Origin of the sequence: Micrococcus luteus (genome assembly GCF_022664405.1) — a bacterium.
GTDB classification, from domain to species: domain Bacteria; phylum Actinomycetota; class Actinomycetes; order Actinomycetales; family Micrococcaceae; genus Micrococcus; species Micrococcus luteus.
On the sequence record NZ_JAKRLB010000008.1, the window covers coordinates 57,376 to 78,275 of the forward strand.

Annotated in this window: 18 protein-coding genes; 8 read left to right on the top strand and 10 right to left on the bottom strand. The window is 72.7% G+C overall.

Translation table 11 applies throughout. The annotated features are described in order from the left end of the window. Window positions 1-153: 153 nt before the first annotated feature. From MF605_RS05290 to hutG, 3 genes are all read left to right on the top strand, one after another. Complete coding sequence (locus tag MF605_RS05290) at window positions 154-1,524, top strand: O-acetylhomoserine aminocarboxypropyltransferase/cysteine synthase family protein (RefSeq protein WP_134416798.1); 1,371 nt, start codon at window positions 154-156, stop codon at window positions 1,522-1,524. 3 nt (window positions 1,525-1,527) lie between these two features. Further along, entirely contained in the window at window positions 1,528-2,043 is a 516-nt protein-coding gene (locus MF605_RS05295; RefSeq protein ID WP_041104443.1) for a CoA-binding protein, read from the top strand. A gap of 74 nt (window positions 2,044-2,117) precedes the next feature. After that, a complete protein-coding gene (gene hutG / locus MF605_RS05300) occupies window positions 2,118-3,164 on the top strand; it encodes a formimidoylglutamase (protein WP_134416799.1) in 1,047 nt (348 codons plus the stop codon). A 40-nt stretch (window positions 3,165-3,204) separates the two neighbouring features. Here hutG and MF605_RS05305 read toward each other — a convergent pair whose 3' ends face one another. After that, window positions 3,205-3,882 (bottom strand): GntR family transcriptional regulator, encoded by a 678-nt coding sequence (locus MF605_RS05305; protein WP_063189876.1) that lies wholly within the window; start codon window positions 3,880-3,882, stop codon window positions 3,205-3,207. Between the two features lie 139 nt (window positions 3,883-4,021). Between MF605_RS05305 and MF605_RS05310 the strand changes: the two genes are divergently transcribed. Both MF605_RS05310 and MF605_RS05315 read left to right on the top strand, forming a co-directional pair. Next, complete coding sequence (locus MF605_RS05310; protein WP_134416800.1) at window positions 4,022-4,651, top strand: flavin reductase family protein; 630 nt, start codon at window positions 4,022-4,024, stop codon at window positions 4,649-4,651. Then, on the top strand, window positions 4,648-5,958 hold the full coding sequence (locus MF605_RS05315; protein WP_134416801.1) for an MFS transporter: 1,311 nt from the start codon (window positions 4,648-4,650) through the stop codon (window positions 5,956-5,958). Before MF605_RS05310 ends, MF605_RS05315 begins: the two co-directional genes overlap by 4 nt. 125 nt (window positions 5,959-6,083) lie before the next feature. Here MF605_RS05315 and hutH read toward each other — a convergent pair whose 3' ends face one another. The 4 genes from hutH to hutU all read right to left on the bottom strand — a co-directional run bounded on the left by hutH (window position 6,084) and on the right by hutU (window position 12,173). Next, the gene (gene hutH / locus MF605_RS05320; RefSeq protein WP_134416802.1) at window positions 6,084-7,697 is read right to left on the bottom strand and encodes a histidine ammonia-lyase; all 1,614 of its coding nucleotides are present in this window, start codon (window positions 7,695-7,697) and stop codon (window positions 6,084-6,086) included. 29 nt (window positions 7,698-7,726) lie between these two features. Then, window positions 7,727-8,932, bottom strand: a complete 1,206-nt coding sequence (gene hutI / locus MF605_RS05325; protein WP_134416803.1) for an imidazolonepropionase — start codon at window positions 8,930-8,932, stop codon at window positions 7,727-7,729. 49 nt (window positions 8,933-8,981) lie between these two features. After that, on the bottom strand, window positions 8,982-10,358 hold the full coding sequence (locus tag MF605_RS05330) for a YjiH family protein (RefSeq protein ID WP_134416804.1): 1,377 nt from the start codon (window positions 10,356-10,358) through the stop codon (window positions 8,982-8,984). A gap of 117 nt (window positions 10,359-10,475) precedes the next feature. Beyond that, window positions 10,476-12,173, bottom strand: coding sequence for a urocanate hydratase (gene hutU, locus MF605_RS05335; protein WP_134416805.1), 1,698 nt, complete (start codon window positions 12,171-12,173; stop codon window positions 10,476-10,478). Window positions 12,174-12,323: 150 nt separating this feature from the next. Between hutU and MF605_RS05340 the strand changes: the two genes are divergently transcribed. Further along, on the top strand, window positions 12,324-13,037 hold the full coding sequence (locus MF605_RS05340; RefSeq protein ID WP_134416806.1) for an IclR family transcriptional regulator: 714 nt from the start codon (window positions 12,324-12,326) through the stop codon (window positions 13,035-13,037). A 113-nt stretch (window positions 13,038-13,150) separates the two neighbouring features. Here MF605_RS05340 and MF605_RS05345 read toward each other — a convergent pair whose 3' ends face one another. Together MF605_RS05345 and MF605_RS05350 are read right to left on the bottom strand one after the other, a co-directional pair. Further along, window positions 13,151-13,690 carry a hypothetical protein gene (locus MF605_RS05345; RefSeq protein ID WP_134416807.1) on the bottom strand — a complete coding sequence of 180 codons (540 nt, stop codon included), beginning with the start codon at window positions 13,688-13,690 and terminating at the stop codon, window positions 13,151-13,153. Between the two features lie 136 nt (window positions 13,691-13,826). Beyond that, window positions 13,827-14,612 carry a carbon-nitrogen hydrolase family protein gene (locus tag MF605_RS05350; RefSeq protein WP_134416808.1) on the bottom strand — a complete coding sequence of 262 codons (786 nt, stop codon included), beginning with the start codon at window positions 14,610-14,612 and terminating at the stop codon, window positions 13,827-13,829. A 170-nt stretch (window positions 14,613-14,782) separates the two neighbouring features. On the opposite strand from MF605_RS05350, the gene MF605_RS05355 reads away from it, so the two are divergent. Continuing rightward, on the top strand, window positions 14,783-17,002 hold the full coding sequence (locus MF605_RS05355) for a catalase (RefSeq protein WP_101963377.1): 2,220 nt from the start codon (window positions 14,783-14,785) through the stop codon (window positions 17,000-17,002). A gap of 126 nt (window positions 17,003-17,128) precedes the next feature. On the opposite strand, the gene MF605_RS05360 is transcribed toward MF605_RS05355, so the two are convergent. Further along, entirely contained in the window at window positions 17,129-18,418 is a 1,290-nt protein-coding gene (locus MF605_RS05360; RefSeq protein ID WP_069941931.1) for an adenylosuccinate synthase, read from the bottom strand. Between the two features lie 136 nt (window positions 18,419-18,554). Here MF605_RS05360 and MF605_RS05365 point away from each other — a divergent pair, with 136 nt between their 5' ends. Continuing rightward, entirely contained in the window at window positions 18,555-19,106 is a 552-nt protein-coding gene (locus MF605_RS05365; protein WP_134416809.1) for a hypothetical protein, read from the top strand. 32 nt (window positions 19,107-19,138) lie between these two features. Here the strand turns inward: MF605_RS05365 and bioB are convergent, their stop codons facing one another. Continuing rightward, window positions 19,139-20,374 (bottom strand): biotin synthase BioB, encoded by a 1,236-nt coding sequence (gene bioB / locus MF605_RS05370; protein ID WP_134416810.1) that lies wholly within the window; start codon window positions 20,372-20,374, stop codon window positions 19,139-19,141. Window positions 20,375-20,481: 107 nt separating this feature from the next. Beyond that, a complete protein-coding gene (locus MF605_RS05375; RefSeq protein ID WP_230260466.1) occupies window positions 20,482-20,859 on the bottom strand; it encodes a hypothetical protein in 378 nt (125 codons plus the stop codon). Window positions 20,860-20,900: the final 41 nt, after the last annotated feature.

The window sequence follows — 20,900 nt, forward strand, 5'->3', positions numbered from 1 at the left end:
TCCAGGCCCGCGTAACCGGTGATAACTCAACCCGCGTTGCACGGCACCGGCCGGCGCCGCGTGACGCTCTGCGACGTGCCCACCCTGCCCCCGGCGCGCCTCGCCCGGGACAATGGGGCGGACTGTCCCGAAGCCTCCATCGAAAGGACCCCCGTGGCTGACCACGAGTTCGGCTTCCGCACCCAGGCGCTGCACGCGGGCGCCGTCCCGGATGCCGTCCACGGCTCCCGCGCGGTGCCGATCCACCAGACCAGCTCCTTCGTGTTCGAGTCCGCCGAGGACGCCGCCAACCTCTTCGCGCTGCAGAAGTACGGCAACATCTACTCGCGGATCGGCAACCCCACGGTCGCCGCGTTCGAGGAGCGGGTCGCCACGCTCGAGGGCGGGATCGGGGCCGTCGCGACGGCGTCCGGCATGGCTGCCGAGTTCGTCACCTTCGCGGCCCTCGCCGGGGCCGGCGACCACATCGTGGCGTCCTCGAAGCTCTACGGCGGCACGATCACCCAGCTGGACGTGTCCCTGCGCCGGTTCGGCGTCGAGACCACGTTCGTGGACTCCGCCGAGGCCGCGGACTTCGAGGCCGCCCTCCAGCCCAACACCAAGGCCGTCTACACGGAGATCGTCGCCAACCCCTCCGGTGACGTCGTGGACCTGCTGGGCCTGGCCGACGTCGCCCACCGGCACGGCGTGCCGCTCGTCGTGGACGCGACCCTCACCCCGCCCTACCTGATCCGGCCGATCGAGCACGGCGCGGACATCGTCATCCATTCGGCCACGAAGTTCCTCGGCGGGCAGGGCACCACGCTCGGCGGCGTCGTGGTGGAGTCCGGCCGCTTCCCGTGGGACAACGGCAAGTTCCCGTCCATGACCGAGCCCGTGCCCTCGTACGGCGGCGTCTCCTGGTGGGGCAACTTCGGCGAGTACGGTTTCCTCACCAAGCTCCGCTCGGAGCAGCTGCGCGACTTCGGCCCGTCGCTGGCCCCGCAGTCGGCGTTCCAGCTGCTGCTCGGCGTCGAGACGCTGGCCCCGCGCATGGACGCCCACCTGGCGAATGCGCAGGCCGTGGCGCAGTGGCTGGACGAGGACCCGCGCGTCTCCTGGGTCCGCTACGCCGGCCTGCCCGACCACCCGCACCACGCCCGCGCGCAGCAGCTGCTGCCCCGGGGCGTCGGCTCGGTGTTCAGCTTCGGCGTGGCCCCGGCAGCCACGGACACCGACGACGGCGCCTCCGGCCCGGAGGCCGGGCGCGCGACGGCGTCGCGCTTCATCTCCGCGCTGCAGCTGGCCTCCCACCTGGCCAACATCGGCGACGCGAAGACGCTGGTGCTGCACCCCGCCACGACGACCCATCAGCAGCTCACCGCCGAGCAGCTCGTGGCCGCGGGCATCCCGGCGGACCTCATCCGCATCTCGGTGGGCATCGAGGACCTCGAGGACATCCTCTGGGACCTGGACCAGGCCCTGACCGAGGCCACCGGCCGCGCCCGCGACGGCGCCGTCGTCCCCGCAGAGCAGGAGGCCTGAGCCATGAGCACCACCCACCCCGAGCGCACCTGGACCGGCCCCGGCGCCCCCGAGCGCCTGGCGATCCTGCGGCGCACCCGGTCGATCGCGATCGTCGGCGCCTCGGACAAGCCGGCCCGTGCGTCGTACTTCGTGGCCACGTACCTGCTGAGCTCGACCACGTACGACGTCTACTTCGTGAATCCCGTGCTCGCCGCGGCCGGCAAGGAGATCCTCGGCCACCGCGTGTACGCCTCGCTCGACGACCTGCCCGTCACCCCGGACCTCGTGGAGGTGTTCCGCAAGTCCTCCGACGCCCCCGAGGTGGTGGCGGACGCCGCCCGCGTGGGCGCCCGGACCGTGTGGCTGCAGCTGGGCATCTGGAACGAGGACGCCGCGCGTCAGGCCGAGGCCGCGGGCCTGGAGGTCGTGATGGACCGCTGTGTGAAGATCGAGCACGCCCGCTTCCACGGCGGGCTCAACCTCGCCGGCTTCGTCACCGGCGTGATCAGCTCGCGGCGCCAGGAACTGGACCGCTAGGCGGACGACGCCCCGTGTCGGGCGTCGTCCGGCCCTCGTTGCGCACCCGCCCGTCGATGGCGTGAGATGGGCCCATGACCTCCGAGCTCCCCTCCTCGTCCCTCTCCCCCGCCTGGACCGGCCGCACCGACGGCGACACCCCCGAGCACCTGCGCTGGCACCAGGTCGTCCGCCCCGCCGACGGCCGCGGCGAGCCCACGACGACGCAGCGCCACCCCGGTGCCGGCGCTCCGACGTCGGGCGCGCGGTCCACGGCGCTCGTCGGCTTCGCCTCGGACGAGGGCGTGCGCCGGAACCACGGCCGCGTGGGCGCCGAGGACGGCCCGGAGGCGCTGCGCGGTGCGCTCGCCTCGCTCGCGTACCTCGAGGGCACGGGCGCGCTCGTGGACGCGGGCGACGTGTCCGTGGACCGCGGCGACGACGACGCCCCGGGCGAGCTCGAGGCGGGCCAGGCCGAGCTGGGCACGGTGGTCAGCGGGCTGCTGAACGCCCACGACCTGGCCGTGGTGCTCGGCGGCGGACACGAGACCGCCTACGCCTCGATCACGGGCCTGACCGGCTCCACGCGCGTGGGCGCGGGCACGCGCGTGGGCATCCTCAACCTGGACGCGCACTTCGACCTGCGCGAGGCGCCGCGGCCCAGCTCCGGCACCCCGTTCCTGCAGGCGCTGCGGGACGCCGAGGGGGCGGAGCATCAGCTCTCCTACGCGGTGGTGGGCATCAGCGAGGCCAACAACACCCGGGCCCTGTTCGACACCGCGCGCGAACGCGGGGTCACGTGGGTGACCGACGAGCAGGCCCAGACCGCCGACGTCACCGGCGTCCGCCGCTGGGTGCGCTCGTTCATCAACGCGGTGGACGTGCTCTACCTGACGATCGACCTGGATGTGCTGCCGGCCGCCGTCGCCCCGGGGGTGAGCGCACCGGCCGGCTTCGGCGTGCCGTACGAGGTGATCCACGCGTGCGCGCTGGAGGCCACCCAGTCCGGGAAGCTGGCCCTGGCCGACGTCGTGGAGCTCAACCCCGCCCTGGACGTGGACGGCCGCACGGCGAAGGCCGCGGCCCGGCTGATCCACACGATCGTCAGCCGTCACCGGACGGACGCGTCGCTGCTGGCCTGAGCGGGCCGGGGGTCCCTTCCGGCGCGGGGGGCCGCGGGCGTCAGCGTCCCTCCGCCCACGGGGCCGGGGGCTCGGCGCTGCCGTGGGCCGCGCGTCGGGCGGCGTAGTCCAGTGCCGAGCGTGCCAGGAAGTCGTGCAGGGCCAGCACCCCGGCCCGGGCTCCTGCCGAGTCCCTCCGGGTCACCGCCTCCAGCGCCGGGACGTAGAACGCCCGGCCGCGTTCGACCTCGTCGGGCAGGCCCTTCGTGGTGGCGAGCCAGAACCGGCGGCACAGCCCCTGGAGCGGGACCAGGGAATCGGCGAGATAGCGGTTGTTCGCGATCGTGCGCAGGAGTTCGTGCGAGCGCCCGACGGCAGCGACGTACGCCGCCAGGTCCTCCACCGTGCGCAGGTGCCGCACGTGGGCCGCGACGGCGGCCAGCTGCTCCTCGTCCGCCCGCGCGCAGGCCAGTCCCACGGCCAGCGCCTCGAGCGACCGCCGCACCTCCAGCCTCTCCAGCTGGTCGTCCACGGAGATCGGGGGCACCTGCAGGCCACGTCCCCCACCGGCCAGGAGCCAGTGGTCTCGGATGAGGCGCTGCACGGCCTCGCGCAGGGGCGTGCGCCCCGTCTCGGCGGCGGCGATGAGGTCCGCCTCGCTGAGGATGGCGCCCGGTGGCAGCTCCCCGGTCTCGATCTTCTGCGTCAGGCGGGCGTAGGCCTCCTCCGACTTGTTCATGGGGCCCAGCCTAGGCAGTCAGCTACCCCCCCCTCCGCTTGATATATCCAGAATATGCGGCGTAGCGTGGCCCGCATCCTGTTACCGGCATCACATGGAGGACCCGTGAAGTACCCGCCCGCAGCACGAGGCCAACCCCCTGCCCTTCTCCCCCTTCAAGAGCTCCACCGTGCCGCGGCCCATCGGCTGGCTGTCCTCCGTGAGCACAGACGGCCGGGAGAACATCGCCCCCTACAGCCAGTGGCAGAACCTCACCTTCGACCCGCCCATGGTGATGTTCTCCGCGAACCAGTACCCGGACGGACGCCGCAAGGACACCGTCCTCAACGCGGAGCAGACCGGCTGGTTCGTGTGGAACATGGCCACCTACGACCTGCGCGAGGCCGTCAACGTCTCCGCCATGGCCCTGGAGCCGGGCGAGAGCGAGTGGGACCGCATCGCGGAGCACGGCGTCACCAAGGTCTACGCGGACAACCACCCCATCCCGATGGTCGCCGAGTCCCCCGTGCGCTTCGAGTGCCGCTACCACTCGACGCACCGCATCAAGGGCGACTCGAACGTCGGCACCATCGACGTGGTCTTCGCCCACGTGGACACCATCCACATCGACGACGACGTCATCACCTCCGACGGGCGCATCGACATCCCGCGCATCCAGCCGATCGCCCGCCTGGGCTACTTCGACTACACCGTGGTGCGGGAGACCTTCGAGATGCGGGTGCCCGGCGCCGACGGCGATGCCCAGGCCGGCCTCGAGGGGCGGTCATGAGCACCGCGGCCACCGGTGCGGCCCGGCCCGCTCCCGTGCCCGGGGCCCGCCCCCGGAGCCTGAAGGACATGCTGGCCGTGAACTTCGGCAACGCGCTGGAGTGGTACGACTGGAACGTCTACACGATCTTCGCCCCGGTCTTCGCGGCGCAGATCTTCCACGCGGACAACCCCACCTCCGAGCTGCTCGCCACCCTGGCCGTCTTCGCGGTGGGCTTCGTCGCCCGCCCCATCGGCGGCTACGTGTTCGGCGCCTACGCGGACCGGGTGGGCCGCAAGCGCAGCCTCTTCGCGGCGATGATGATCACCGCGCTCGGCAGCCTGATCATCGCCTTCACCCCCACCTACGGCACGGTGGGCGTCCTCGCCTCGGTGATCCTCGTCATCGCCCGTCTGCTGCAGGGCCTGGCGCACGGCGGCGAGATGGGCACCTCCGTGACCTACCTCGTGGAGCGGGCGCCGCAGGGCCGGCGCGGGCTGTTCGGGGCGACGTCGTGGGTGTCCGTGGTGGTGGGCACGATCCTGGCCACGCTCGTGGGCCTGGCCATCAACACGCTGCTCTCCCACGAGCAGGTGGCGTCCTGGGGCTGGCGCGTGGCGTTCGGCATCGGTGGCGTCCTCGGCCTCTACGCGCTGTACCTGCGACGGAGCCTGACGGAGTCGGAGCACTTCACGGCGGCGCAGCAGGTGGTGCCCACCGCCGACGAGGCCCCGCGCCGGGAGCCGGGCGCGGTGCGGCGCGGCCTGCTGACGATCTTCCTGGTCTCCGCGGGCGGCTCCCTGATGTTCTACACGTGGCTGATCTACCTGCCCACGCACGCGCAGGTGACCCATCAGATGGACAAGTCCACCACCCTCTCGGCCTCGCTCGTGGCCCAGGTGATCTTCCTGGCCGCCATCCTCGGGGCGGGCCTGCTGGGCGACCGGGTCGGCCGCCGTCCGCTGGTCATCGCCTTCGGCCTGCTCTTCGTGGTGCTGCCGTTCCCGCTGTTCGGCATGCTGGACGGCACCTTCGCCTCGTTCCTGCTCGTGCAGACCATCGCCCTGCTGGCCGTGGCGCTGCTGTTCGGCGTCAACGGCGCCGTCTGGTCCGAGGCGCTGCCCACGGCGGTGCGCGCCAAGGGCGTGGCCACCATGCTCTCACTGGCCACCGCGATCTTCGGCGGCACGGCGCCGTACCTGATCACGTGGCTGACGGCGCAGGGGTGGACCAGCGCGTTCCCGATCTACCTCATGGTGGTCGGCGGCCTCACCGGCCTGACCGGCCTGTTCATGAAGGAGACGAAGGACGTGGACCTGGCGGCCTGAGCCGGGGCCAACCGACCCGACCCGCAGGCCGCCCCTCCACACACAGAGTGGTCACGACACGCCGTCTCGCGCAGACGCACGCGGCGTGTCGTGACCACTCTGCGGCGTCGGACCACGCTGCGGCGTCAGTGCCCCTCGGCCTCGGCGCCCTCGGACTCCTCGGCCAGGTCCTGCGGCTCGGCGTCGGCGGACACGCCCGCGAGCGCCTCCGCCACGGCGGCCAGCACGGACCCGTCGCGCAGGGCCTGCTCGGCGGCGGCCAGCTGCGGGGCCATGTACTGGTCCGGGCCGGGGCCGGGGACGCCGGCCTCCCGGATCACGCGGACGGCGGCACCGGTCGCGGCGGAGGGCTGCAGCGGGGCGCGCAGCTCGATCGCGCGGGCGGCGGCCACGAGCTCGACGGCGAGCACACGGCGGAAGTTCTCCACGGCCGAGCGCAGCTTGCGGGCGGCATGCCAGCCCATGGAGACGTGGTCCTCCTGCATCGCGGAGGACGGGATGGAGTCCACGGACGCGGGCACGGCCAGGCGCTTCATGTCCGAGACGAGCCCGGCCTGCGTGTACTGGGCGATCATCATGCCGGAGTCCACGCCCGGGTCGTCCACGAGGAACGCGGGCAGCCCGTGCGAGCGGGCCGGGTCCAGCATGCGGTCGGTGCGGCGCTCGGACATGCTGGCGACGTCGGCCACCGGGATGGCCAGGAAGTCCAGCACGTACGCCACGGGCGCCCCGTGGAAGTTGCCGTTCGAGCTCACCCGGCCGTCGTCGAGCACCACCGGGTTGTCCACGGTGGCGGCGAGCTCGCGCTCGGCCACGGTGCGCACGTACGCGAGGGTGTCGCGCAGGCCGCCGGCCACCTGCGGGGCGCAGCGCAGCGAGTAGGCGTCCTGCACCCGGGAGTCGCCCTCCTTGTGGCTGGCCACGATCGGCGAGCCCGCCAGGATCTTCAGCATCCGGTCGGCGGAGGCCGCCTGGCCCGGGTGGGGGCGCAGCGGCAGGTGCAGCTCCGGCACGAACACGCGGTCGGTGCCGAGCAGCGCCTCCACGGACATCGCGGCGGTGAGGTCCACGGTGTCGGCGAGCTCCTCGAGGTCGGCCAGCGCCATGATCAGCATGCCGAGCATGCCCTCGGTGCCGTTGACGAGGGCCAGGCCCTCCTTCTCCCGCAGCTCGACCGGCTCGATCCCGGCCTCGGCGAGCGCCTCGCCGGCCGGACGCAGCGCGCCGTCCTCCCCGACGACGTCGCCCTCGCCCATCAGCGCCAGGGCCACGTGGGAGAGCGGGGCGAGGTCACCGGAGCAGCCCAGCGAGCCGAACTCGCGCACGGCGGGGGTGATGCCCGCGTTGAGCATGGCCGCGAAGGTCTCGACCACCACGGGGCGCACGCCCGTGCGGCCGGAGGCCAGCGTGGTGGCCCGCAGGAACATCAGCGCGCGGACGACCTCGCGCTCCACCACGGGGCCCATGCCGGCGGCGTGGGAGCGGATCAGGGACTTCTGCAGCTGCGCGCGGGACTCGAGCGGGATGTGCTTGTCCGCGAGCGCGCCGAAGCCGGTGGAGACGCCGTAGGTGGGGGTCTCGGCCTCGGCCAGCGCCTCGACGTGGCGGCGCACCGCGCCGACGGTCTCGAGCACGTCGTCGGCGAGCACCACGCGGGCGTCGTGGCGGGCCACGGCGACGACGTCGTCCAGGGTGGCCCCGGACGTGCCGAGCGTGACGGTGACGGGAGGGGTGGTCATGGTGATGCGTTCTCCTTGATGTCGGTCGATCAGACGGCGCGGCGGCCCGCGCGCCAGACCGCATGGGTCAGCGGCATGCCGGGGCGGTAGGCCAGGTGGATGGCGGCGGGGGCGTCGAGCACGTGCAGGTCGGCGCGCTTGCCGACCTCGAGGCTGCCGACGCGGTCCTGCGCCCGCAGGCCGATGGCCCCGCCGAGGGTGGCGGCGCGCACGGCCTCGGCGAGGGTCAGGTGCATCTGCAGCACGGCGGTGCCCACGTTGAAGTTCATGGACGTGGTGTAGCTGGTGCCCGGGTTGCAGTTCGAGGCCAGGGAGACCTCGATGCCGGCGTCGAGCAGGCGGCGCGCGGGCGCCAGCGGGGCGCGGGTGGACAGGTCGCACGCGGGCAGGCAGCCGGCCACGGTGCCGGGCGTGCCGGTGGCCGAGGCGCGGTCCCAGCCGGCCCAGGTGCCGGCCAGGGCCTCGACGTCCGCGTCGGAGAGGTGGTTGACGTGGTCCACGGAGGCGGCGCCGAACTCCACGGCCACGCCCACGCCCGGGCCCTGCTCGATCTGGTTGCCGTGCAGGCGCACGCCCAGTCCCGCCGCCACGCCCGCGGCGAGCACGCGGCGGGTCTGCTCGGCGTCGAAGGCGCCGGTGTCGCAGAACACGTCCACCCAGCCCGCGTGCTCCCGCACGGCCTCGAGCATCGGCCCGACGACGTCGTCGAGGTAGTCCTCCGCGTCCCGGCCCGGGGGCACGAGGTGGGCGCCGAGGAAGGTCACCTCGTCCACGAGGCCCTCCTCGCGCAGCCCGGCCAGCAGGCGCGCGTGGCGCGCCTCCTCCGCCACGGTGAGCCCGTAGCCGGTCTTGGTCTCGAGGTACGTGGTGCCGCCGGCCACCGCGTCGGCCACCCGGCCGCGGACCAGCTCGGCCAGGCGGTCGTCCGAGGCGGCACGGGTGGCGGAGGTGGTCACGCCGATGCCGCCGGCCGCGTAGGACTCGCCCGCCATGCGGGCCTCGAACTCGGCGGAGCGGTCCCCGTCGAACACGAGATGCGTGTGGGAGTCCACCCAACCCGGCAGCACGGCGCGGCCCTCGACGGACACCCGGTCGTCCGCGTCCGGGGCGTCCGCGGCGGCGCCGATCCAGGCGATCCGCTCGTCCTCGACGACGACGGCCGCGTCCGTGAGCACCCGCCCCTCGGGGTCGACGGTGGTCAGCTCGGCGATGTCGGTGATGAGCGTGGAGCGCATGGGGCCTCTCTCTGCGGGACGGACGGGGGGTGGGGCGGTGGGGTGGGCCTCAGGTGAGCGCGACCACCAGGTGGGCCAGCGGCGTGGCCAGCACGATGGTGAGCGCCACGCGCTCGACCCAGATCACCAGGAGGTGCCACATCTTCACGGGGATGTCCGTGGCCAGGATGGCAGGCACCACCGCGGAGAAGAAGATGATCGCGGAGACGCAGACGACGCCGATCACGAACCGGGCGACGAGGTCCTCGTGGCCGGCCGCCATCGTGGCCGGGATGAACATCTCGGCGATCGAGGTGGCGGAGGCCGAGGCCAGCAGGCCGGGGTCGGAGTACCCGAACGCCCAGAACAGCGGGTAGAAGATCACACCGATCCACTCGAACACGGGCGTGTACGTGGCCAGGACCAGGGCGATCAGGCCCACGGACATGATGGACGGCAGGATCTGGAGCACCATCACGAGGCCGTCCCGGAAGTTGACCCAGATGTTCTTCGGCAGGGACGGTGCCTCGGCGAGGGTCTGCTCGGCGGCGCGACGGGCCACGCGGAAGCGGTCCCGGGTGACGGCCTGCTCGGGCGAGTGCACCGCGCCGGGGTACACCTCGTCCGGGATGCGGCTCAGCGGCGGGATGCGCACGGTGATGGCCGTGACCACGAACGTCACCAGGAGGGTGCCGAAGAAGTACCAGAGCCAGATGTCCATCAGGCCCAGCGTCTTGGCGACGATCACCATGAAGGTCGCGGACACCGTGGAGAAGCCGGCGGCGATGATCGCCGCCTCGCGGGCCGTGTAGCGGCCGCCGGTGTACATGCGGTTCGTGAGCAGCAGGCCCAGGGCGTAGGAGCCCACGAAGGAGGCCACGGCGTCGACGGCGGCGCGGCCGGGCACGCGCCAGATCGGCCGCATGGCCGGGCGCAGGTAGACGCCCACGAACTCCATGAGGCCGTAGCCGATCACGAGGGCCAGGAAGACGCCGCCGATGGGCACGATCAGGCCCACGGGCACCACGAGCTTGTCCATCAGGAACGGGCCGATGCTCTTGTCCAGGATCCAGCTCGGGCCCACGCCGAACACGACCATCGCCGAGGCGACCAGGCCGAGCACGGCGAGGAGGGCGAAGACCGTCCGCGTGGTGCTGGTCCGCCAGCGGCCCGAGGCGAACGGGTACACGGCGCCGGCGGCGATGATGGCCAGGCCCACCCAGCGGTCGGCCGGGCCGAGCAGCCCGCGCACCCAGGTCACCAGGTGGTCCAGGGGGATGGAGCTCGCCCCGTTGATCGTGATGGGCACGAAGAACATGACGATGCCGATCGCCGAGTAGACGATCATGCGCCAGCGCGCCGGCGGGCGGGGCGCGTCGGCCTCGATCGCGGCCATCGCGGTGGTGTCGGTGTGCAGCTCGTGGTCTGCGGGGCGGGACGAGTCCATCGTGGTGTCCTTTCGATCGCGAGCCGGACGGGCGGACGCCCGTCCGGCTCGCGGCGGTGAAGTCGTCGGACGGCGACGGCGCGGCGGCACCGTCGTCGTCCGACGACGTGACCGGGGTCAGTCCCGGATCGTGGCCTCCATGGGCACACGGACGCCGCGCTCCTTCGCCACCTCGGCGGCGCGGGAGTAGCCGGCGTCGACGTGGCGGATGACGCCCATGCCCGGGTCGTTGGTGAGCAGCGCCTCGAGCTTGGCCGCGGCCAGCTCGGTGCCGTCGGCCACGCCCACCTGGCCGGCGTGGATGGACCGGCCGATGCCGACGCCGCCGCCGTGGTGGATCGACACCCAGGTGGCACCCGAGGAGGTGGCGGTCAGCGCGTTCAGCAGCGGCCAGTCGGCGATCGCGTCGGAGCCGTCCAGCATGGACTCGGTCTCGCGGTACGGGGAGGCCACGGAGCCCGAGTCGAGGTGGTCGCGGCCGATCACGATCGGCGCCTTGACCTTGCCCTCGGCCACGAGCTGGTTGAAGAGCAGGCCGGCCTTGTGGCGCTCGCCGTAGCCCAGCCAGCAGATGCGGGCCGGCAGGCCCTCGAACTCCACGAACTCGGCGGCGCCGTCGAGCCAGCGGTGCAGGTGCTCGTTCTCGGGGAACAGCTCCTTCAGGGCCTCGTCGGTCACGCGGATGTCCTCCGGGTCGCCGGAGAGCGCGGCCCAGCGGAAGGGGCCGAGGCCCTCGCAGAACAGCGGGCGGATGTAGGCCGGGACGAAGCCCGGGAACTCGAACGCGCGGGAGTAGCCGGCCTTGCGGGCCTCGTCGCGGATGGAGTTGCCGTAGTCGAACACCTCGGCGCCGATGTCCTGGAAGCCGACCATGGCCTCGACCTGGCGGGCCATGGACTCCTGGGCCTTCTTGGTGAAGGTGTCCGGGTCGGCCTCGGCCTCGGCGTGCCAGTCCTTCTCGTCGATCTCGATCGGCAGGTAGGACAGCGGGTCGTGCGCGGAGGTCTGGTCGGTGACGATGTCGATCTCGACGGTGCCGGCCTTCTGGCGCTCGAGCAGCTCGGGGAACACCTCGGCGGCGTTGCCCACGAGGCCCACGGAGACGGCCTCGCCGTCGTTCTTGGCCTGCATGACGCGCTCGACGGCCTTGTCGATGTCCGTCTCCACCTCGTCCAGGTAGCGCTTGCCCATGCGGCGGCGCAGGCGGTCCTCCGAGACGTCCACGATCAGGCAGACGCCCCCGTTGAGGGTGACGGCCAGGGGCTGGGCGCCGCCCATGCCGCCGCAGCCGCCGGTGAGGGTGAGGGTGCCCTGGAGGGAGCCGTCGTAGCGCTTGCGGCCGATCGCGGCGAAGGTCTCGTAGGTGCCCTGCAGGATGCCCTGGGTGGCGATGTAGATCCACGAGCCGGCGGTCATCTGGCCGTACATCATCAGGCCCTCGGCCTCGAGCTTGCGGAACTCCGGCCACGTGGCCCAGTCGCCCACGAGGTTGGAGTTGGCGATCAGCACGCGCGGGGCCCACTTGTTGGTGCGGAACACGCCCACCGGCTTGCCGGACTGCACCAGGAGGGTCTCGTCCTCCTCGAGGTCCTTGAGGGTGGCGACGATGGCGTCGTAGGCCTCCCAGGAGCGGGCCGCGCGGCCGGTGCCGCCGTAGACGACGAGGTCCTCGGGACGCTCGGCGACCTCGGGGTCGAGGTTGTTCATGAGCATCCGCAGCGGGGCCTCGGTCTGCCAGGACTTGGCGGAGAGCTCGGTGCCGCGTGGGGCGCGGATGGTGCGGGACGGGTCGTGCTGGGTGAAGCCCTCGGCCATGGCAGTTCCTCTCGACGGGGTGCGTGCGCCGCCGGGACGGGTAGCCCCGGTGATTTCACGGCTCGGCATGCACTTTCCGAACATTGAAACAGTGACTCGGCTCACGCGCAAGCCCGATCCGCGTGTCCCGCACCCGTTACGCTCCCTCTCATGACCACCACCCCCACCGCCTCGACGCGCACCGTGGACCGGGCCCTGGACCTGCTCGCCGCCGTCACCGAGCAGCCCCGGCTGAGCCTGGCCGAGGCCGCCCGCGCCACGGAGCTGCCGGCGTCCACGGCGCTGCGCCTGCTGCGCAGCCTCGAGGGATCCGGCTTCGTGGCCCGCGACGACGACGGCGCCTACCGCCCCGGCGTGCGCCTCATCCAGCTCGGGGCGCGGGCCTTCTCCCGGGACTCGCTCGTGCAGCTGGCCCGCGGGCCGATGGACCACGTCGTGGCCGCCACGGGCGAATCCGTCTACCTCTCGGTGACGACCCCTCCGGACTCCGCCGTCTACCTGGCGATCGTGGAGGGCACGCATTCGGTCCGCCACACGAACTGGGTCGGACGCACCGTCCCCCTGGCGGGCACGGCCGTGGGCGACGCCCTGCGCGGCAGCGTGGCCGCGGGGGACTACACGCTGCGCACCCGTTCCGTGGAGAAGGACGTCACCTCGCTGTCCTCCCCCATCAGCGTGGCAGGCACGGTGGTCGGGGCGCTCAGCACGCTCGTGCCGGCCTACCGCTGCACGGACGAGCTGGCGGACCGGTGCGGGGCGGCCCTCGTCGCCGCCACCGACGAGCTGGCGCACCTGCTCGGGGCGGTCGACACTCCCAGGGAACGCCCAGCCGATTCCCCTGGAAAGCCCAAGGCGCGTTCCTAGGCTGAAGCCACCTCATCGAAGGTGCGAGTGATGACGGAGAAGGCCCCGGGCCCGGCGAGAGCCGGAACCGGGGCCTTTCTCTGCGGCCGGCGCCGGTGGCGCCGGGTCCGGGATCAGCGGCGGGAGGAGACGAGACCCGCCCAGAGGCCGCCGAGCAGGCCGGCCACCGGCAGCATCCAGAACAGGTGCACGCCCGACCCGTAGAGGACGGTGTTGGAGAACACCGCGAACAGGCCCACGGCACCGAGGAAGCCACCGACCACGCCACCGACCACGTAGCGCACGACGGAGCGGGCGGCCCCGCCCATCAGCAGCACGACCAGGTAGCCGGCCGCGCCCGCCAGGGCGCCGCCCACCAGGCCGAACATGAACGACTGCACCAGCACGACCCAGCCGCGGCCGGTCTCGCCCAGCGCCACGGAGCCGTTCGGATCACCCAGACCGCCGGTGAGCACGCGCACGACGTCGCCGATGATCACGACGAGCACCGAGACGAGGATGACGCGGTTGGTGAAGCCCCAGCCGTCCACCGGGCGCAGCGGCTCGAGCACCTCCTCCTCCACCACGGCGTGGCGCACGGGGCGGGCCGGGGCGGTGTGGGCGTCCGCGGTGTGGGGCTGGACGGCGTGGCTGCCGTCGGCGTTGATGGTCATCTCTGATCTCCCGTCCCGCCCCGGGCGGGGCGCGTTCCGAGCGCCGGGGCGCCCGTCTGGTTGCACGTCTGACGCGATTTTAGGCTTTTCCCAGCCCGAGGGGGTAATGGTGACCCGTCCGCCGGGCGGGGACGGCTCAGAGGACGTCGGTGCGGCGGTTGGCGAGCGAGGGGAGGAACTCCCGGACCTCGTCGATCCGCTCGCGGGTGACCTCCGCGGTCGCCACGGCCTCCCGCTCGTCGGCGAGCTCGGCGACGGGCAGCGCCAGCGGGTCCACGATCATCGAGTGGCCCACGGTGCCGTCCGAGCACGTGTCCGCCGCGGCCACCCACACGGTGTTCTCCACCGCGCGGGCCTTGAGCAGGGTGCGCCAGTGCTCCACCTTGTGCTCGCCGGAGAACCACGCCGCGGGGATCACGAGCACGTCCGCGCCCTCCACCGCGAGACGCCGGGACAGCTCGGGGAAGCGCAGGTCGTAGCAGGTGAGCAGGCCCAGGCGGAGCCCGCCGAGCTCGATCGCGGCGACGCCGCCGTCGCCGGGGGTGATCCGGTCCGACTCGCGGTGCGCGAACGCGTCGTAGAGGTGGAGCTTGCGGTACGCGCCCAGCCGGGCGCCGTCCGCGCCCACCGCCAGCAGCGTGTTGTAGGGACGCCGGTCCGGTCCCGGCTCGTAACCGCCCGCGACGACGGCGATCCCGTGCTCCCGCGCCAGCGCGGCCAGGCCCGCGGCGAACGGCTCCCAGGCCGCGGCGACGGCGCCGGGGAACTCCTCCCCCACCTCGCGGGCCCCGAGCATGGCCTCCTCGGGCAGCACCAGGAGGTCCGCCCCCTCGCCCGCGGCGCGGGCGGCGAGGCGGGCCATCACGGCCAGGTTCTCCTCGACGTCGCCCACGGGCCCGAACTGTCCGACGCTGATCCTCATGCCCCCAGGGTAGCCAGGCCCCTGCCGGTGGCCGTCAGCCCTGGTCAGCGCCGAGGCCAGCCGCCACGCTGGAAGCCGGGCACGACGTCGGCCCGCATCGGCCGCCGTCGTCCTCCGCCCCCGATCCGCGCGGCACCGCGCGGCACGTCGACACCACAGGAGCAGACGCGATGACCACCCAGCAGCCCGACATCCCCGGCACGCCGGGGCCGATCACCCCCGACCTCGAGGAGCACACCGCCCTCACCCACCCGGACCAGCCCGTGGCCGTCCCGGCCCCGGACCAGCGCGGTCCGGCACAGGTCTCCCCCACCGGCCAGGACACCGGCGCCGACCCCGCGACCGCCGCGCAGGGCTGCCCGTACCTGACCACCGCGCACGGCGTCCGCCTGCAGGACTCGGACCACTCGCTCAAGGCCGGCCGCCGCGGCCCCACCCTGCTGCAGGACCACCACCTGCGGGAGAAGCTCAGCCACTTCGACCACGAGCGCATCCCCGAGCGCGTGGTCCACGCCCGCGGCGCCGGCGCCCACGGCGTGTTCCGCGGCTACGGCACCGCCGCGAAGATCAGCCGGGCCGGGCTCTTCGCCAAGGACAAGGAGACGGAGGTGTTCGTCCGCTTCTCCACCGTGGCCGGCTCCCGCGGCTCCATGGACCTGGCCCGCGACACCCGCGGCTTCGCCACCAAGTTCTACACGGACGAGGGCACGTGGGACCTGGTGGGCAACAACATCCCCGTGTTCTTCGTGCAGGACGCCATCAAGTTCCCGGACGTGGTGCACTCGGTGAAGCCGCACCCGGACCGCGAGATCCCGCAGGCGCAGTCCGCGCACGACACGTTCTGGGACTTCGTGTCCCTGCACACCGAGGCCCAGCACCACACCCTGTGGAACATGTCCGACCGCGGCATCCCGCGCTCCTACCGCATGATGGAGGGCTTCGGCGTCCACACCTACCGCCTGATCGCGGCGGACGGCTCCACCGTGCTGGTCAAGTTCCACTGGAAGCCGATGCTCGGCGTGCACTCCGTGACCTGGGAGGAGGCGCTGCTCACCAACGGCATGGACCCGGACTTCCACCGGCGTGACCTCGCCGACGCCATCGAGGCCGGCGCCTTCCCCGAGTGGGAGCTCGGCGTGCAGGTGTTCGAGGACAACGAGGAGCAGATGTTCGAGGGCATCGACCTGCTCGACCCCACGAAGCTGGTCCCGGAGGAGCTCGCCCCCGTGCAGCCCCTCGGCCGCATGACGCTGAACGCCAACCCGTCCAACTACTTCGCGGAGACGGAGCAGGTGGCCTTCAACCCGGCCAACCTCGTGCCCGGCATCGACGTCACCAACGACCCACTCCTGCAGGGCCGCCTCTTCTCCTACCTGGACACGCAGCTCACCCGCCTCGGCGGGCCGAACTGGAACCAGCTGCCCATCAACCGCCCGCACGCCCCGGTCAACGACATGCTGCGTGACGGCTTCCACCAGAGCGCCGTGCATCGCGGCGTGGCGCCGTACCGGCCCAACTCGCTCGACGGCGGCCTGCCGTACGAAACCCCCGCGGACGACCACGCGTTCATCGAGCACCCGGAGCCGCTGCCGGCGTCGGTGAAGGAGCGCGCGCACGCCGCGTCCTTCGACGACCACTTCTCGCAGGCGCGCCTGTTCTTCCTCTCCCTCTCCGAGGTGGAGCGCGAGCACGTGGCGCAGGCGTACACGTTCGAGCTCGGCAAGTGCTACGAGCAGACCATCCGCGAGCGCCAGCTGGCCCACCTCGCCGCGATCGACACGCGACTGGCCCAGCAGGTCGCGGACGGCCTGGGCATCCCCGTTCCCGCGCCGACCGAGACCCCGGCCGACGTGCAGCCCTCCCCCGTGCTGTCCCAGATCGGCGGCGCGTGGCCGCTCGACGGCCGTCAGGTCGGCGTCGTGGTGGGCGAGTCCGTGGACGAGAAGGAGCTGGACGCCCTCGTGCAGGGCATCCACGGTGCGGGCATGGTCCCGCTGGTCATCGCGCCGAAGGGCGGCCCCGTGGCCGGGGAGATCGTGGCCCAGCGGACCTACCTGACCGCCGCGTCCATCGAGCTGGATGCCGTGGTCGTGGCCTCGCCGGCGGCCCCCGCCGCCGACGCCGCCCCCGGCCTGGACCAGAAGGCCGGCGCCGCCGACCCCGAGGCGGTGGACCCGCGCGTCGTCAAGGTGCTGCAGGAGATGTGGCGCCACTCCAAGGCGATCCTCGCCCTCGAGCCGGCGGAGGCCGTCCTCGCGGCCGCCCAGGTGTCCGGCAAGGGCGTCGAGTCCGCGGCGGACGGCGCCTCCGCCGTCAGCCGGCTGACGGAGCTGCTGCCCGCGCACCGCGTGTGGGACCGCTTCCCGACGACGGGCCGCCTGGCCGACTGACCGGCGGACCCCCGGGCGCTTTCGAACGTGAGATAGGGCCTATCTCACGTTCGAAAGCGCCCATTCGCCCTCTTTCACGTTCGAAAGTGCAGGCCAGGGCGGGCCGGGCCGGGGCGGCGGGCCGGGTCAGTCCTCGATGAGGTCCCGGACCTGGACCACCTGGTCGCGGCCCGGGCCCACGCCGATCGCGGAGATCCGGCACCCGGAGAGCTTCTCGAGGGCCTCCACGTAGCGCTGGGCGTTCAGCGGCAGGTCGGTGAACGCGCGGGCACCGGAGATGTCCTCGGTCCACCCGTCGAAGTGCTCGTACACCGGCTTCGCGTGATGGAACTCGGTCTGGGTCATGGGCATGCGGTCGTGGCGCACGCCGTCCACCTCGTAGGCCACGCACACCGGGATCTTCTCGATGCCGGTGAGCACGTCCAGCTTGGTGAGGAAGTAGTCCGTGAAGCCGTTGATCCGCGCGGCGTAGTGGGCCATGACGGCGTCGTACCAGCCGGTGCGCCGCGGGCGGCCGGTGTTCACGCCGAACTCGCCGCCGGTGGTGCGCAGCTGCTCGCCCATCTCGTCGAAGAGCTCCGTGGGGAACGGGCCGGCGCCGACGCGCGTGGTGTAGGCCTTCACGATGCCGATGGTGCGGGAGAAGCGGGTGGGGCCGATGCCCGCGCCCACGGCCGCGCCGCCGGCGGTCGGGTTGGACGAGGTCACGAACGGGTAGGTGCCGTGGTCCACGTCCAGATAGGTGGCCTGGCCGCCCTCCATGAGCACCACCTTGCCCTCGTCCAGGGCGTCGTTGAGCAGGTTCACGGAGTCCACGACCATGGGGCGCAGGCGGTCCGCGTAGCCCAGGAAGTACTCGGCGATCTCGTCCACGGTGACGGCGCGGCGGTTGTAGAGCTTCACCAGCAGCTCGTTCTTCTGCCGCAGGGCGCCCTCGATCTTCTGGCGCAGGATCGACTCGTCGAAGATGTCCTGCACGCGGATGCCCAGGCGGGCCACCTTGTCCATGTAGGTGGGGCCGATGCCGCGGCCGGTGGTGCCGATCGCACGCTTGCCCAGGAACCGCTCGGTCACCTTGTCCATGGTCTGGTGGTACGGCGCCACGAGGTGGGCGTTGGCGGAGATCTTCAGGTGCTCGCACGAGTGGCCGCGGGACTCGAGCCCGTCGATCTCCTCGAACAGCGCCTCCAGGTTCACCACCACGCCGTTGCCGATCACCGGCACCGCGTTGGGCGAGAGGATGCCGGCGGGCAGCAGCTTGAGCTCGAACTTCTCCCCGTTGACGACGACGGTGTGCCCGGCGTTGTTGCCGCCGTTCGGCTTGACGACGTAGTCCACTCGCCCGCCCAGCAGGTCGGTGGCCTTGCCCTTGCCCTCGTCGCCCCACTGGGCTCCGACGATCGCGATCGCTGGCATCTGCATCTCTCCTCAGGGCGGCGGGTCGTCCCGGACCGGCCCGTACATGGAAAACGCCCCCTTGCGGTGCGCACGGAGGCCGTACCCCCGAATCCTACCAGCGTGACGGATGCCACCCTCTGGCTACGCTGACGCCATGAGCACCGCAGCGCCCCACACCCAGCACTCGGACTTCCCCTCCCCGACCCCCACCCGCAAGGGTCCGAGCGTGGGCACGTGGCGTCCCTGGGCCGTGCTGCCGTGGGCGCTGGCCCTCCTCGCCCTGCCCTTGATCGCGCTCGCCCTGCGCTCCAACTTCGGCGCGAACGGCTGGATGACGGTCATCTACATGGTCTTCGGCGCCCTGCCCCACGAACTCGTCCTCATGGTCCTGGTGGGAAGCCTGTTCCTCCTGCCCCGCGTGAACCCGCAGGATGAGCAGCGGGGCGGCATCCGGCTGGGGCGCCTGCTGCACACGCTGCTGGGCGTCTCCTGGGGGTCCTTCGCGCTGGCCGCGATCATCTTCCCCGACGGCGGCGACCACCCGGACTCCGGCGCCACGACCCCGGTGCTCATGGACCTGCTCGGCACGAGCACCGCGATGGACGTCGGCATCGTGGGCGGCCTCGCCCTCGTGGCCGTCAGCGCGGTCACCGGTCTCGCGGTGATCGTGGTGTGCGTGGTGCGGCGGATCCGCGCCGTTCGCTGAGCACGCTCCCGACGACGGCGGTCAGCGCGGGTTCAGGCGTTGGCGGGCTCGGCCGTGCCCGCGCCCCGGCGGCGCAGCTCGGGCTTCACGGTGCCCTCGGCGCCCGTGTCGGGGCGGACGTCCTCTGCGGCCCCGGCCTCCGCAGTGACGGCCGCACCGGAGCCGCACGGGCCGGCGTCGTCCGTGCCGCCGCAGCAGCCGCCGGCCGGGGCGCCGTCGTCGGCCGCGGCCTGCTGTGCACGCTCCTCGGCGCCGAGCACGGTGAAGCCGGCGTCGGCGATCATCTGCAGATCCGCCTCGGCGTCCTGGCCCTCGGAGGTGAGGTAGTCGCCGAGGAAGATCGAGTTGGCCACCTGCAGGCCGACCGGCTGCAGGGAACGCAGGTGCATCTCGCGGCCGCCGGCGATGCGCAGCTCCTTGTCCGGGCAGGCCAGGCGGACCATGGCGAGGATCCGGAGGCACTCGAGCGGGGTGAGCTGCTGGTGGCCCTGCAGCGGGGTGCCGTCGAAGGGCATGAGGAAGTTGACGGGGATGGAGTCGGAGTCCAGGTCGCGGAGCGCGAGGACGGCCTCGACGAGCTGCTCGTGCGTCTCCCCCATGCCCGCGATCAGGCCGCTGCAGGAGGACAGGCCGGCGGCGCCGGCGCGCTGCACGGTGTCCACGCGCTGCTCGTAGGTGTGGGAGGTGCAGATGGACTCGTAGTGGGACTCGGCCGTGTTGAGGTTGTGGTTGTAGGCGTCGACGCCGGCGTCCTTGAGCTTCTCGGCCTGGCCGTCCTTGAGGAAGCCGAGGCACGCGCACACCTCGACGTCCGGGTGCTGGGCCTTGAGGTCGCCGACCATGCCGGCCACGCGGTCGACGTCGCGATCCGTGGGGCCGGTGCCGGAGGCGACCATGCACACGCGCGAGGCGCCGCCGGCGATGCCCAGGCCCGCCTGGCGGACGGCCTCCTCCGGCTTGAGCCACGTGTAGCGCAGGATCTCGGCCTCGGTGCCGAGACGCTGGGAGCAGTAGGTGCAGTTCTCCGGGCAGAGGCCGGTCTTGAGGCTGACCAGGTAGTTGACCTTGACGGTGCGGCCGAAGTGCTTCTCGCGCAGGCGCGAGGCCGCCGCGACGATGCGGAACGTGTCCGCGTCCGGGGCGTCCAGCACAGCGACGGCCTCCTCAGCGGTAAGCACGTGGCCCGCCTCGATGCGGTCCACGAGGGCCTCGGGGTCGAGGGCGGCGGGGCGGGGGTCGACGGCGGGGGCGTCCTGGGTGGCGGTCATGATGGCCTCTCCGGTGGGCGGGGCTCGGCCCCGGGCGGGTCTGACCCGAGGGACTCTAACAGTGTTCATTGAACAGTGTTCAGGAGCGCGGGACCATGACCCCGACGTCAGCGCCTGCGCCGGTCCAGAGGGACCGGCTCGGGCCGAGGCTGCTCCTCGAGCGTCGTCGTCGCCGCGAGGATGCCGTGGGCGGCGGCAGCGAGCACCGCGCCGAGCAGACCGGCCACGACCGCCCGGACGCCGGCGTCGCCGATCACGTTCAGCGCCAGCCCCGGAATGACCGCGGCCCCCATCAGCAGCATCACCCACGCGGTGGAGCCGGCTCCGGCGTCGAACACGTTGCGGCGAGCCTGCTCCGCCTCGACCCGGTGATGCACCCCTCGCAAGGCGAGCATCGCTCCGAGGGCCGTGACGGCCACCAGCGTCAGACCCCAGCCCAGCCCCAGGTCCTGCCGCAGCCCCGCGAACACACCGGTCGAACCCACCAGGGCAGACGCCACACCGATGCGCCACCGCCACTCACGCT